The organism is Paenibacillus sp. J31R120, from assembly GCF_056269225.1.
On record NZ_JBWDNN010000005.1, the window covers coordinates 129,119 to 142,584 of the forward strand.

A 13,466-nucleotide genomic window follows, 5' to 3' on the forward strand; every position below is an offset into this window, starting at 1 on the left:
TCTTGCTTATGCCTACGCCCCGAATTCTCTCAGGTTCAGCTCCACAATCTTTTGGTCCGACATGCTGTAGACGAGCTCTCCCGCGTACTCCGCAGATTCACCTTCCCACTGAATCCGCAAGCGCAGCCGATCCGAATCTACCCACTCCAATGCTTCCACATAAGAATCAGGACGCCTTCCGTCGACTGTTGTTTCTCCATCCCAAAATGCGCGAATCGCCTCTACATCCGGCACGGCAAGCTCGGCGACACGCTCAGTATCCACAACAACTGTGCCCCCACCGGTTCTCGCTTGGAAGGACACAGCGGCATATCGGTTATCCGGCGACCATAGAAAAGACTGCTGGTAATAGCCCGGGAAGAGCTGCCAAAGTACTTCACCATCTTCAGCCTTCAAAAGCCGGATGCCCTCCGCTGCCATCATGCCTCCCGACGTGACATGCTCTGCCTGGCCGTAGACCTCGAAGATATACTCCCCGTTCGGCGATTCAGACAGATAAGTAGCCGGATACGCTGCCTCTTGGAAAGCTGTTACGACGTTCGGCTCTGATTGCGCTTGCTCCAAATATCGGCCCAGCTGTTCCACATGATTTTGCTTATCCGCAAAATCGGCTTCAAAGGAGAAGTCGGAACGATTGTATTCAAGCAGAGGAACATAGTCGGACGGAATAAGCTCATCTGGCGCTCCCGTAGTGCGGTAAGCGAATGTCAGGCGGTCTACATTGCCGATCATCGCGAACAAGACAATGGCATTGCTCCGGCTTTGCTCCGCAAACTCCGCATCCCTCGCTGCATCCGGAAGCTCTCCATAGCCAGCCGGGTCAAGCGGTTCATAGAATAACGTTAATCCATAAGGTTGCTCTGAGCTTGCAATTGCCATATATCTTTGCATATAACGGGGATCGGGAGACGGAAGCCAGCTGGCAATTCCGGATACCTTCGAATTGTCGCCGACATACGGCGTCATATTCTCGGCGATCCGCTCCAGGTCATAACCCGCGTACAATACGGAAGCCTCGGTCGCTTGCGTCGCAGATTTGCCCAGCGGCTCGGCAGCCCATACGAACAATGCTCCCCATAGAAGCGCTGCCGCGCCTCCGAGAGCTGCGATCATTAACATTTTTTTAGGCGCATTATTTTTATTTATAATCATGAGTCCTTGCCCTCCGCATCTGCTGCATCAACATATTTCCAATTCATTATCGTACATTTCATCTTATCCATGATATAGTAAAATCGCATCTACTTCAAAAGTCAGGTTATGACATAGGAGGAGTTCCATGGACTACATACGGGATTATGCCATGTATGCGTCTATCTTCGGCATGTTCAGCTTTGTCTGGTTCGGCTGGGCGCAGGAGCGTCCGCGCAGCAGCTGGCGCCCCTATCTCGGCATTGCGTCCGGCATTGCGCTGCTGGTCTGCTTGTTCGGCGTATATTTGAGCATTAAGAATTGGAGCGAGCCGTCCGCCCTGAATGACGGCGCTACATTCACAACGTACCTGATCACCGTCTACATCGAGTTTTTCCTCGCGGGGCTTGGCGCTTTTCTGCTCATCCGCAAAAAACAAAGCGACTTCGTGGCGCCCTGGATCGCTTTTATCGTCGGCATTCATTTTGTCGGTCTCGTCAGCGTATTCGACGACCCCGCTTTGTATGTGTTGGCAGCGCTGCTGGTTGCGGCAGCAATCATAGCGGTGTATCTCGCACCGAGGCTGCAAGTCGCCCGAAGCGCCGTGACTGGCATCGGTTCCGGCACCATCTTGTTTTGCTTTGCGATTCTTGGCCTTATTCGATTCTTCTCGGTATAAAAGTTGTGAAGCAGCTTGTGGCATATATCAATCTTTTCAATAAAAGGAGACCATGTCTCCTTTTTTTTGTTGGTCATGCGGATTGACAATGCATCCCAGGTGAAGATGAAGCTTATATCCGCAAGGCTGTTCAATTGCTGCTTCACGGTTTGTTGAATGAGCAACTCACCTAACTTTCGCAGTGATTTGTTGTCAGCCAGACTGTAAGATGACACATGTATGCGCAGGTGTCAGATTACAGTCCTTTTTTCACCCTTATTTTGAGTGATCACTCAATCAACAACTATTGTTAACAATTTTAAGTTCGTATCCAAATTTATTGAAAGAGGAGGCTGTCCGTATGTGGCTGGACGCAACTGTTGATTTGGAGTTCCTGATGTGGCTTTTCGTTGTCGTATTCTTCCTTCACGACGGAGAAGAGATCGTGACGATGGAGAGATGGGTACGGAAGCATCACGAAAAAGCGAAGCTCGCATTCGATCTTCGCTTGGTTGATTTAAACAAAAATTTGACGGTGCAATTCGCTATAGGCGTGCTCACCATCGGAATTGCACTCGTGCTTACGACGTACGGGGCGGTGCCGCTTGCCGGGGGCAAGCATGTCATCTATGCGCTGTTCACCGGATTTGTAGCCGTCTTTCTGCTGGACGGGCTGAAGCATATCGGCATATCGCTTATGCTGAAGACGTATACGCCCGGCGTAGTGACAGCCGCTGTTCTTGAAGTTCCGTACGGCGCTTATACATTATACCGTCTGTTTAATAAAGGCATGCTGGATGCTATTACCTTGCTTAAGGGCACCGCAATGGCGTTGCCGCTTGTTCTGTTGCTGGTCGCAGCGGGACTCATGCTAGGAGGCCGGATTGCTCCCCGCAGCACTCGAAGCTGAAGGATAGGCGCGTCCTACGCATTCACTTGTTCGGGATTCGCCCGATATTGCCCGGGCGTCATACCCGTCCACTTCTTGAAGGCGCTCTGGAAAGCGCTTGGCTCAGAGAAGTGAAGGGCGTAAGCAATATCGCCGACAGAAGCGTTCCGATTGCGCAAATACCCCATTGCCAGCTCCTTTCGTACATGAACGGATAAACCATTAAAGGTCGTGTTTTCGGACTTTAGCTTATGCTGAAGCGTTCTGACGCTCATGCCGAACTGCTCGGCCGCCTGCTGCAAGGTGGGATAGCGGGTCGGAAGCGTCTTTTTGATCCAAAGCATCATTTGCTCCTGAAGTCCTGCGGCTTCCGCCATCCCATCCTTTGTTTCCTGGGCAATCGACTCGAAGAGAGACAGCAGCCTGGGATCGGAATAAATAACGGGATAATCCAGTGTTTCCTTGCTCATGCGCAGGCTGTTGGCCTTACAGCCAAAGGAAGGCGGCCGTCCGAATACAGACAGATACGGCCCCAGATCGGACGGCGCCTCATGCGAGAATTGAAGCTCATGCAGCGGGATGCTCCGATTGCTTAGCTTGCCGATCATGCGGTAGAGCGAGCTGGCCATATCCTCCATGCAGTGGCGCGAATCTCCGCTGCCCTCCTGCAGCCTCATCGTCAGCAGGAAGTCGTCGCCTTGCGTCTCCCATGCCAGAGTAAATCCGCTGCACAGAATCACATTGTACCGCTGGTACGCGGCTAAAGCATCGCCAATGGTACGGGAATGCATCATGACATAGCCGAGCAAGCCCATATCGGCGAATTCCATAATCAGCCCTTGATGCAAGCCAAAATGCTCGTCTCCGGTATAAGCCGCCGCCGCCATCATAAGCCGCTTCAGCTCCGAGCCCGGAATACGAGCCTCCACATCCTGCAGCAAAGCAGAGTCAAAGGACGCATATCGGCAAAATTCCTCCGCCTCGTATCCTTTATGCACAATCGTCTTCATGACGGGAAAAACCATCGAGATGGCTACGCTTGGATCGCTCATATCTTTCACCTCCTACTGCGCAAATCAGCACTTCCGATTGCGCATTCGATCATAGTGTTGCACATAGATTCCTTATATTCTTGTAATAGTCCTAAACCACTATCATATAGGAGGAACATCCCCATGAAAACGAATATTCTGGTTATAAACGGTCATCCCGATCCAAAAAGCTTCTGCTCCGCATTGTCTGAAGCTTATATTGCAGGCGCTGAAGGAAACGGGGCTCAGGTCCGTTATCTCGATTTGAGCAAGCTCAGCTTCAATCCGATACTTCAATACGGCTATCGCCAAAGAACGGAGCTGGAGCCGGAGCTTATCGAAGCGCAAGAGCTTATCCGCTGGGCGCATCACCTCGTGTTCGTCTATCCGACCTGGTGGGGCGCCATGCCAGCTCTGCTCAAAGGATTTATCGACCGCGTCTTCTTGCCCGGCTTCGCCTTCAAATACCGCCAAAACTCCCAGCTATGGGATAAGCTGCTGTCCGGACGCACAGCGCATCTGATCGTTACGATGGACACTCCGTCCTGGTATAACCGGTGGATCTATCGGCATGCCGGCCATAATGTCATGAAGCGCAACATCTTGGAGTTCTGCGGCATTAAGCCTGTGCGCATCACCGAGATAACGCCAATCAAGCCGTCCACTCCCGAACAGCGGGCGAAATGGCTGGATCAGGCGCAGCGGCTAGGAGCGAAGCGAGCATAATAGGCATGGGCAGCAGCATCCGGTGCAAGAGCGTTCTTCAGCCTGGGTTGAACCTCTGGTGAATGAAGCGCGCGAGACCGCACTCTGTTCTAAGAGAGCGCAGCGGCTTCCATCTCGCTGCCCAGCGCAATTAGCTTGTTGATCGTATTCCAGTTCCGTACGGTAGACGGCACGCCCAGCTTCTCCACTTGCGCGGACAGCTTGGAGTTGCGAACGCTAAGGCTGTACAGCAGGTACAGATTATTCCCGTCCAGCACATACCGGTCCTCTCCGGTGTCGATGCTCGCAAGCTTATCCAGCTTATCCGGCTGCGGCTGCTCCAGCAGCATCGACACATACAGTACTTCTCCTTCTGCGGAAGCTTTGGCTTGTGCAACTTGCGCTTCGGAGAATGGCAAATTCCGATGGATAATTCTCAGATCCTCAAGCGTCCGCATGACAACCTTGATCGCCAGTCCAAAGTCGGCTTCGATCTGCCGTTCAATGCGCTCCCGAAGCGGCAGCTCCTCTTCGGCAGATTCGAACAGGATGTTGCCGCTCTGGATATAAGTTTGCACGCGCTGCAAGCCGATTGAGCCAAGCGACTCCCGCAGCTCCGCCATCTTGATTTTATTTTTCCCGCCTACGTTAATGCCGCGAAGCAATGCGATATAGATGGTCATCGGACGGATCACCGCTTTCAATAAAATAGTCTATTGCTATAGTAGCGCACATTCCGGTTAACTGGAAACCTCCATCCACTCCTCCATCAGGTCGGACAGCTTCGCCTCCAGCGATTCGCGTTCTCTCCAGACCTGCGCAAGCAGCTCCGTATCGCCGCTATCGGACCGTTCCATCAGTTCGCTGTCCAGCACTTTCAGCTGCTGCTCCAGATCGGCAATCTCGCTCTCTAACTGCTCGCCGCTCTTGCTCCGTCCGTCTTGGCCGGATAGCTTCTGCGACTGCCTTTCCGCTGTCGATTGCGCCTCCGGTCCGTCCGGCTTTCGGGATAAAGCCATCCCTCCCGCTTTATCTCCAGACGACAGTTCAATCATCGTCCGTTCCATACGCTTCTCCTTGTAGCGATTGTAATCGCCAAGATAAGAGACGATCCTGCCTTGATCCATCTCCCAGATTCGCTTGGCAAGCCGGTTCATGAAGTAGCGGTCATGAGAAATAGCCAGAATAGTACCGGGGAATTCCTCTAATGCTTCCTCCAGCGCTTCGCGCGAATCGATATCAAGATGGTTGGTCGGTTCATCCAGCAGAAGAAGATTGGGCTTACGCCTTACGAGGAGCGCAAGTCTCAGCCGGGACCACTCTCCCCCGGACAGCGAAGCCAGCGGTTTGAATACATCAGTGCCATAGAACAGGTAATGGGCCAGCACATTACGGGCCTCCCCTTCCTCCAGGCCATCCTCGATGCGGAAGTAATCCAGCACCGTCTGCTTCGGATTTGCGATAGCCTCTTGTTGGGCCAAATAGCCGATATCCACACGGGAGCCAACTGCCATTTCGCCCGCATCCGGGCTTTCTGTGCCGAGCAGAAGCTTCAGCAGCGTCGTCTTCCCGGCGCCATTGTCGCCCAGAAGAGCGACCTTTTCTCCGTAGAGCAGGTTGCCTTCGGCCTCTCTTAAGATGACCCGATCGCCGTATTGCTTGCGCACACCGGAGAACTCCAGCACTCTGCGCGCGGAGCGATCCTGCGGAGAAAGCTCGAACTCAGCCGACTTCCGCTCCAGCACCGGACGCTTAATCTTCTCCATGCGTTCAAGCGCCTTGCGGATGGAAGCGGCTCGCTTGAAGAACTTCCCGTTATCGCCGATTCTGCCCCACTCCTCCAGCTGGCGAATCGTTTCTCTCATTTTTTTGATTACCTTCTGTTGCTCCTGGAATTGCGCAAATTGCTGAAGCAGCCGTGCTTCCTTCTCTTTCATATACCCGCTGTAGGAGGCCAAATATAACTGGGCTTCGCCGTCCTCCACCTCAATCGTCTCGGTCGTAACGGCATCCAGGAAGTAACGGTCATGAGATACGATCACGTACGCCCCTTCATACCGGTTAAGAAATTGCTCCAGCCACTCGACTCCTTTGAGGTCCAGATGATTCGTCGGTTCATCGAGCAGCAGCAAATCCGGTCTAACAACAAGCTGTGAGGCCAGCACAATACGCGTCTTCTCTCCGCCGGACAAACTGCCGAAGGTGCGAGCATCCTGGCTCCGGTCGATCTGTAAGCCGGCCGCGACCTGATCGATGTTCGTCTCCATCTCATAGCCGCCGCCCTGCTCGAATTTCTCCTGCAGCTTCGCATATGCCTCCAGCAGCCGCTCCAGCTTCCCGGGCTGCTCCTGCGCCTTGGGCGAGGACATCGCATTCTCCAGCTCCGCCATCTCTCCCCGAATGACCTGCAGCTCCCTGTAGCCGAAAGCCAGCACTTCATAAACCGTCAACTGCTCGAACTCCGCCGGAATTTGCGGCAGATAGCCGATCCGCAGGCCGCGTTTGATCGTCAATGTGCCTTCATCAGCCCCGTCATGACCGGCGATGAGGCGAAGTAGTGTCGATTTGCCGCTGCCATTGCGCCCGATCAGAGCAACTTTGCCGCCTTCTTTCAATTGTAAGGTTATATTCTCCAGCACCAGATTGGCGGCATGGTATTTTTTCACGTTCTGTACTTGTACAATAATCATATTAAGATCCTCCTATAGATGAAGACCCTGACCCGCGCGCACAAAAAAAGAGGGCCGCGGCAACAAGCCCGCGACCCTCCGGATGGTAGAACAATCCGTAGCGGTTATGGTAGGCGTCTTCTCGCGAATGGTATAATCGTATGGTTGAAATTGGACAGACTGCTCCCGTTAACGGATACAGCATGAACAATTCCAGACATTGCCACTGGCAGCTGGCTAATACGATTGTTCGCCATTTCGAGATTCACCTACCTCACCTCCTTCGTCATAATGAACTCACTATACCATAATCCAACTAGCATTGGCAATTGCGATCCGCTAGCCTCCCTGCCTCCGAATGACCGGAATCCAAATCTCGCTCCGGTAGGCGGGAGATGAGGTATCCTTCGATTCGTTCCATAGCAGCTCGGGACCTTCCGCAATCTCATAGCCGGAGGACGGGAACCACTCGGCATAAATTCTGCCCCAAACCTCCTGCAGCGCCGCTGGAAAGGCGCCTAACGCCTCGAATACCGCCCATGTCCCCGCCTGTACCTCCAGCTTCGCCAGATGCTCCGGTGCAGGCTCAGTTGTGGCAACACCGATATAATGATCCAGCGTTCCCTGCTCCTCCATTCTGCCCTCCGAGAAATGCGTTGAAGCGCTAATCATGCCTCTTGGCTCGATATTCGACAGACTCTTAAGCAAAGTGATCATGACCCCATCGAGACTCTTCCACATGTCGGCAATCTCCGGGTTGACCCCATGAAACTGGATGCTGACGGTTTTCATCAGCCCGACAATTTGGAACGCTTCTTTTTCAATGATTCGAAAGTTCATTTCCATGCCTCCTTGAATGGTTAGTCGGAAGGCCAAGCGCGGATAGGCTTTCAGCTGCTGGCCCGGAAGCCTCGCTTCCGTAGGCGTCACGCCATGAAGCTGCTGGAACGCTCTCGTGAAGGCATCCGGGGAGCTGTAGCCGTATTTCAGGGCAATATCGATGACGCGCTCTTCCGTGCCCTGCAGCTCCATGGCTGCCAGCGTCAGCCGCCTGCGCCGGACATACTCTGATAAAGTCACCCCTGCCAAAAACGAAAACATTCGTTTGAAATGATGCTCCGAGCATAAGGCAATCCGGGCAATCTCCTTCATGTCCAGCTCCTCGTCCAATTGCTCTTCCATATAAGCTATTGCGCGGTTCAGATGCTCCAGCATATCCGCTCACCGCCTCCTTTCATTCTCAGATTAGCATGCGCCGCCCCTGCCGGCCCGACGTTTCAGGGTCAGGTTCAGCAGGGTAGCCTCACACGGTATTTGTCTTTCCTTTATATTGGCCGGCTATCCTCATAACTCCTGCCCGCTCAGCCAACTTTCGCTTACAGGCGCGAACCTCCGCTGGCGTCCAGCAGCTGGCCGGTTACCCACCGGCTGTCCGGCGAAGCAAGGAATGCGGCCATAGCTGCAATCTCCTCCGGCTGGCCCCATCTTCCGAATGCAGATAAGCCCGCAGCGAATTCACGGCCTTCTGTTGTCCCAAGCGTATCGGCATTCATATCCGTTTCCACAATTCCGGGCAATAACGCTTTGGCCCTAATCCCACGAGCTCCCAAATGCTGAGCCAGCACCTGAGTCAATGTATTGACTGCGCCCATGGACACACTGTAGCCCAGCACATTCGGCAAGCGATTCGCGTAACCGCCGAGGAAAGGTTGATGATGCTCCCGCCTTCTCGAAGCCGGGGCAGTGCTTGCTGTATAATGAGAATCGGCGCTTTGACATGCAAGTCCAATACCTCGTCAAGCGACTCGGACGTAATATCCTCAATCGTTCGATATTGCCCTCTTCCCGCATTGTTGACCAATATATCCAATTGATCTCCACCGGTCCGAACCGTCAATGCGGCATCCATCCCTGAAAATAATTGATGGATGCCGTCCTGCTCCAGCAAGTCGGCGCCAACTGCAAAAGCGTCGCCGTCGCTGCGTCTGATCCCCTGCACGACCTCATCCGCCAGCTCCGCGTTGCTTGCGTAATGAACGGCAACCATTGCTCCTTCCTACGCCAATCGCAACGCGATGGCTCTGCCGATTCCTCTGCTCGCCCCCGTCACCAAGGCTATCTTTCCTGTCAGCTGTTTCATTGATGATCATCTCCTCTTCGTTTTCTCATGTCAGTTATAGCACGAGCCCGATATCGCAATGTTGCTCTCCTATTTTAAGTGCCGTCTCGCAACTATCTTTTGACAAGAAACGGATGCCCGGCTATGCTATTCATTAGCCGACTAACTAATTGATCGGAGGCGCTGTCATTGACTTCTCCCCATCGCAACAAACCGATTACGCGGATGATGTCCCATATCGTCAGGAGACATCACCACCACGTTCACATGGAACTGAACGAGTATGAGGTATATCCCGGGCAGCCTCCGCTTATGCTGGCGCTGGCCCGGGAAGGCGGACAAAGCCAGAACGAGCTTGCGCGCAAGCTGGAGATCAAGCCCGCAACGCTAACCGTCATGCTGAACCGCATGGAGAAGAACCGCTTGGTCCGGCGCGAAGCAGATCCTTACGACCTGCGGGTATCCCGTATTTATTTGACCGAAAAGGGCTTTGAGACGGTATCGCTCGTACGGGAGACGCTCGATCGGCTGGAGCATCAGGCGCTGCAGCAGTTTACCGCCGAGGAAGAAGTTTTATTCCGCAGCTTTCTGATGCGGGTGAGGGACAATATTGCCTCCCTGCCGCAGGATACTCCATTGAATTCAACAGATAAAGAAGACTGACAGAGGTGTCACCATGATTAAGTTATTTTCCTATTTGCGCGCGCACTGGATCTATGTCCTGCTGGCGCCGCTGCTGATGCTGCTTGAGGTATGTATGGACCTGCTGCAGCCGTTCCTGATGGCAAGCATTGTCGATAAAGGCGTGATGCAAGGCGATCTGAACCATATTCGCGATACCGGCCTCATTATGCTTGGCGCCGCTCTGGTTGGCCTTATCGGAGGCTTCGGCTGCACCGTATTCTCTTCGATTGCCGCGCAGCGCTTCGGGGCCGATCTGCGGCAGGATGTGTTCCGCAAGGTACAGACCTTCTCCTTCCGCAATCTGGACGAGCTTGGGACCGGATCGCTCATTACAAGGCTGACCGGGGATATCGTGCAGCTGCAGACGATGGTTCAGATGCTGCTGCGTATCTTTGTGCGCTCCCCGCTGCTGGCGATTGGCAGTATCGTAATGGCCGTCATGATCAGCCCGAAGCTGGCCCTTATATTAGCGATTGCCGTGCCACTTCTGTTCATCGTCATGTTCCTGCTGATCCGCGCGACGCTGCCGCTGTTCTCCAAGGTCCAACGGATGATGGACAAGCTCAATACGGTGCTGCAAGAGAACTTTGCCGGCATTCGGGTATCGAAGGCTTTTGTCCGCAAGGATTACGAGAACAAGCGCTTTGACCGGGCAAATGAGGATTACACGCAAGTCGGCATGAAAGCACAGCGGCTCGTTGCAGTCAACATGCCGATCCTGACCATGATTCTGAACGTATCCATCGTTGCCGTTCTTATGCTGGGCGGAAAGGATGTCATTGGCGGATCATTCGAGGTTGGCCAGCTTGTGGCGTTTATCAACTACGTCACCCAAGTGCTGTTCGCCGTCTCCTCCGTCGCGATGATGTTAGTCCGGTTCTCCAGCGCCAAAGTATCCGCCGATCGCATTCAAGAAGTTATGGCGACGGAATCGGATATTCGAAGCGCAGATCATCCCAAGGAGGCCCGAAGCTGGCGAGGCGAAGTCTTCTTCGATCGCGTCACATTTGCTTATGGGCAGGTACCCGGACAAGAGGTTCTTCGGGACATAAGCTTCACGGTCCGCCCGGGACAAAAGGTCGCCATCATTGGCGCGACCGGATCGGGCAAGTCATCGCTCGTCAACTTGATCCCTCGCCTGTACGATGCGACGCAAGGACGCGTGCTGGTCGATGGGACCGATGTGAGAGATTACGAGCTTGGTTCGCTCCGCCAGCGCATCGGTATCGTCCTGCAGGAATCCATCCTGTTCAGCGGCACAATTCGGGACAATATCCGCTTTGCCAAGCCGGACGCCTCTGACGAAGAAGTAATAGCTGCGGCTCAGGCGGCCCAGGCGCATGAATTTATCGCCGCCATGAAGGATGGCTACGATACGTTGCTGGGACAGCGCGGCATTAATCTGTCCGGCGGCCAGAAGCAGCGGCTGTCCATCGCGCGCGCCCTCATCCAGCAGCCTGGCATTCTTATCCTCGACGACAGCACCAGCGCCATTGATACGGGTACAGAATCACGCCTTCAAGCGGCACTGGCGCAGCTGATGAACGGACGTACGACGATGATGATCGCCCAGCGCATCTCCTCCGTCATGGATGCCGATAACATTCTTGTTATGGATGAAGGACGACTGATCGCCCAAGGCACCCATGAACAGCTGCTGGCGGACTGCGAGCTCTATCAGGATATTTACCGGTCGCAGCATGGAAAGGAGGAGCATGTCTATGGCTAACCCGAACGGCGGCGCCAAATCCACGAACGTAGAAGCGCCCGATCTCTCCATGCGAAGTGGCGGCGCGCGCGGAAGCATGCCTGCTCCGAAAGCAAGGCCGAAGCATGCCATGGAGACGATTCGCCGCATTTGGACTTATATTCGTGTCTATCGGCGTGGCCTTATCGCCGTACTGCTGCTCACATTCATCACAACACTATTGTCGTTAATCGCACCTTATTTGCTGGGACATGCCGTCGACGCTTATATCATTCCCGGCCACTATGACGGCCTGCTCCGTCTTGGCGCTGCGCTGCTAGCCATCTATGCTGGGGCTGTATTGTCCTCCTGGCTGCAGCAGCATGTGATGGTGAAAGTATCGCAGCAATCGGTTCAGGCGATGAGGCGCGATCTGTTCGCCCGGCTCCAGCTCCTGCCGCTCCGGTTTTTCGACGGGAAAACCCACGGCGAGCTGATGAGCCGAACGACCAATGATATCGAGAACGTATCCGGCACCTTGAACCAAAGCGTCACGCAGCTGATTGCAAGCGTCTTGTCGCTGATCGGATCGCTCGCCATTATGCTCTATCTGAATGTGTGGCTGACGCTGCTTGGCATGGTCACGATTCCGCTCGTGATTTTATTTACGAAAACGGTCGCTTCCCGCACAAGGAAACACTTCAGCAAGCAGCAAGCCAGCCTGGGCGAGCTGAACGGCTTTATCGAAGAGACGGTTTCCGGGCAAAAGGTCATCCAGATCTACCGCCGGGAACCATATGCCGAAGCGCAATTCGGAGCGATTAACCGCAAGCTGACATCAGCCAGCATACGGGCTCAGATCTATTCCGGTACGGTAGGCCCGGTCATGAACATGCTGAATAATACCAGCTTTGCGCTAATTGCGGCGGTAGGCGGCTGGATGGCGTTCCGCGACTGGACGACAGTCGGCGTCGTCGTGGCATTTTTGAACTATTCCAAGCAATTCCAGCGTCCGCTCAGCGATCTGGCCAACCAGTTCAATCTCGTCCAGTCAGCCGTAGCCGGTGCCGAACGCGTCTTCGAGACAATCGACACTGCCACCGAATATGAAGGAACGCCGTCATCGAAGTCATTGGGCGCACTAAAAGGCGAAGTCGTGTTCCATAACGTGGCGTTCAGCTATAAAGCAGACTCTCCTATTCTGAGCAATGTCTCCTTGACAGCAAAGCCGGGTGAGATGATTGCGCTAGTCGGTCCTACAGGTGCTGGCAAGACGACGATCATCAACCTGTTGACCCGCTTCTATGACATCGATTCGGGCCACATCACGATCGACGGTATCGATATTAACGAACTCGACAAGGACAACCTGCGCAGCAAGCTCGGAATTGTACTGCAAGACGCTTATGTGTTCTCCGATACGATTCGGGAGAATCTTCGCTACGGCAGGCTGGATGCGACCGATGCAGAGATTGAAGCGGCTGCAAGATTGGCCAATGCACACAGCTTCATCCGAAAGCTGCCGCAAGGCTACGATACGGTGCTGGCCTCCGGCGGAACCAATCTCAGTCAAGGACAGCGTCAGCTGCTTACGATCGCCCGCGCCGTGCTTGCCGATCCCGCCATTCTCATTCTGGATGAAGCGACGAGCAGCATCGATACGCGTACGGAGATGCATATTCAATCTGCCATGCGCAAGCTGATGGAGGGCAGAACCAGCTTTGTGATTGCGCACCGGCTCAGCACGATCCGGGAGGCGGATCGGATTCTCGTCATCCGCGACGGCGGCATTGCCGAGCATGGCTCGCATGACGAGCTGCTGGAGCACCAAGGCTACTATTATGAGCTGCATAACAGCCAGTTCAAACGCTCCGGCTAACGGCTAGATACAAA

General features: G+C 54.1%; 12 protein-coding genes and 1 pseudogene. 6 read left to right on the plus strand and 7 right to left on the minus strand.

The annotated features are described in order from the left end of the window. Nucleotides 1–12 precede the first annotated feature (12 nt). On the minus strand, nt 13–1,152 hold the full coding sequence (locus AC0YNW_RS18945; RefSeq protein WP_475833272.1) for a DUF4825 domain-containing protein: 1,140 nt from the start codon (nt 1,150–1,152) through the stop codon (nt 13–15). 127 nt (nt 1,153–1,279) lie between these two features. Between AC0YNW_RS18945 and AC0YNW_RS18950 the strand changes: the two genes are divergently transcribed. Together AC0YNW_RS18950 and AC0YNW_RS18955 are read left to right on the plus strand one after the other, a co-directional pair. Further along, nucleotides 1,280–1,810 (plus strand): hypothetical protein, encoded by a 531-nt coding sequence (locus AC0YNW_RS18950; protein ID WP_475833273.1) that lies wholly within the window; start codon nt 1,280–1,282, stop codon nt 1,808–1,810. Between the two features lie 340 nt (nt 1,811–2,150). After that, complete coding sequence (locus AC0YNW_RS18955; protein ID WP_475833274.1) at nt 2,151–2,699, plus strand: HXXEE domain-containing protein; 549 nt, start codon at nt 2,151–2,153, stop codon at nt 2,697–2,699. A 14-nt stretch (nt 2,700–2,713) separates the two neighbouring features. Here AC0YNW_RS18955 and AC0YNW_RS18960 read toward each other — a convergent pair whose 3' ends face one another. After that, entirely contained in the window at nt 2,714–3,730 is a 1,017-nt protein-coding gene (locus AC0YNW_RS18960) for an AraC family transcriptional regulator (RefSeq protein WP_475833275.1), read from the minus strand. Between the two features lie 123 nt (nt 3,731–3,853). On the opposite strand from AC0YNW_RS18960, the gene AC0YNW_RS18965 reads away from it, so the two are divergent. Then, nucleotides 3,854–4,435 carry an NAD(P)H-dependent oxidoreductase gene (locus AC0YNW_RS18965; RefSeq protein ID WP_475833276.1) on the plus strand — a complete coding sequence of 194 codons (582 nt, stop codon included), beginning with the start codon at nt 3,854–3,856 and terminating at the stop codon, nt 4,433–4,435. An 89-nt stretch (nt 4,436–4,524) separates the two neighbouring features. Here the strand turns inward: AC0YNW_RS18965 and AC0YNW_RS18970 are convergent, their stop codons facing one another. From AC0YNW_RS18970 to AC0YNW_RS18990, 5 genes and pseudogenes are all read right to left on the minus strand, one after another. Beyond that, nucleotides 4,525–5,097, minus strand: a complete 573-nt coding sequence (locus AC0YNW_RS18970; RefSeq protein WP_475833277.1) for a DUF1697 domain-containing protein — start codon at nt 5,095–5,097, stop codon at nt 4,525–4,527. 57 nt (nt 5,098–5,154) lie between these two features. Continuing rightward, nucleotides 5,155–7,104 carry a ribosomal protection-like ABC-F family protein gene (abc-f, locus tag AC0YNW_RS18975; protein ID WP_475833278.1) on the minus strand — a complete coding sequence of 650 codons (1,950 nt, stop codon included), beginning with the start codon at nt 7,102–7,104 and terminating at the stop codon, nt 5,155–5,157. Between the two features lie 104 nt (nt 7,105–7,208). Further along, nucleotides 7,209–7,352, minus strand: coding sequence for an RAxF-45 family protein (locus AC0YNW_RS18980; RefSeq protein WP_475833279.1), 144 nt, complete (start codon nt 7,350–7,352; stop codon nt 7,209–7,211). A gap of 70 nt (nt 7,353–7,422) precedes the next feature. Next, entirely contained in the window at nt 7,423–8,298 is an 876-nt protein-coding gene (locus AC0YNW_RS18985) for an AraC family transcriptional regulator (protein ID WP_475833280.1), read from the minus strand. 161 nt (nt 8,299–8,459) lie between these two features. Further along, nucleotides 8,460–9,223, minus strand: a pseudogene (locus AC0YNW_RS18990) (SDR family oxidoreductase). Nucleotides 9,224–9,391: 168 nt separating this feature from the next. Here AC0YNW_RS18990 and AC0YNW_RS18995 point away from each other — a divergent pair. Genes AC0YNW_RS18995 through AC0YNW_RS19005 form a run of 3 tightly spaced genes read left to right on the plus strand, consistent with a single transcriptional unit; the run spans nt 9,392 to nt 13,452 of the window. Next, nucleotides 9,392–9,865 (plus strand): MarR family winged helix-turn-helix transcriptional regulator, encoded by a 474-nt coding sequence (locus AC0YNW_RS18995; protein ID WP_475833281.1) that lies wholly within the window; start codon nt 9,392–9,394, stop codon nt 9,863–9,865. Nucleotides 9,866–9,878: 13 nt separating this feature from the next. After that, entirely contained in the window at nt 9,879–11,615 is a 1,737-nt protein-coding gene (locus AC0YNW_RS19000; protein ID WP_475833282.1) for an ABC transporter ATP-binding protein, read from the plus strand. Next, entirely contained in the window at nt 11,608–13,452 is a 1,845-nt protein-coding gene (locus AC0YNW_RS19005) for an ABC transporter ATP-binding protein (RefSeq protein WP_475833283.1), read from the plus strand. Before AC0YNW_RS19000 ends, AC0YNW_RS19005 begins: the two co-directional genes overlap by 8 nt. Nucleotides 13,453–13,466 lie beyond the last annotated feature (14 nt).

Excerpts from the sequence above, each read along its gene's own strand:
- AC0YNW_RS18945 (WP_475833272.1), bottom strand. The coding sequence starts at position 1,152 with ATGATTATAAATAAAAATAATGCGCCTAAAAAAATGTTAATGATCGCA.
- AC0YNW_RS18950 (WP_475833273.1), top strand. The coding sequence starts at position 1,280 with ATGGACTACATACGGGATTATGCCATGTATGCGTCTATCTTCGGCATG.
- AC0YNW_RS18955 (WP_475833274.1), top strand. The coding sequence starts at position 2,151 with ATGTGGCTGGACGCAACTGTTGATTTGGAGTTCCTGATGTGGCTTTTC.
- AC0YNW_RS18960 (WP_475833275.1), bottom strand. The coding sequence starts at position 3,730 with ATGAGCGATCCAAGCGTAGCCATCTCGATGGTTTTTCCCGTCATGAAG.
- AC0YNW_RS18965 (WP_475833276.1), top strand. The coding sequence starts at position 3,854 with ATGAAAACGAATATTCTGGTTATAAACGGTCATCCCGATCCAAAAAGC.
- AC0YNW_RS18970 (WP_475833277.1), bottom strand. The coding sequence starts at position 5,097 with ATGACCATCTATATCGCATTGCTTCGCGGCATTAACGTAGGCGGGAAA.
- abc-f (WP_475833278.1), bottom strand. The coding sequence starts at position 7,104 with ATGATTATTGTACAAGTACAGAACGTGAAAAAATACCATGCCGCCAAT.
- AC0YNW_RS18985 (WP_475833280.1), bottom strand. The coding sequence starts at position 8,298 with ATGCTGGAGCATCTGAACCGCGCAATAGCTTATATGGAAGAGCAATTG.
- AC0YNW_RS19000 (WP_475833282.1), top strand. The coding sequence starts at position 9,879 with ATGATTAAGTTATTTTCCTATTTGCGCGCGCACTGGATCTATGTCCTG.
- AC0YNW_RS19005 (WP_475833283.1), top strand. The coding sequence starts at position 11,608 with ATGGCTAACCCGAACGGCGGCGCCAAATCCACGAACGTAGAAGCGCCC.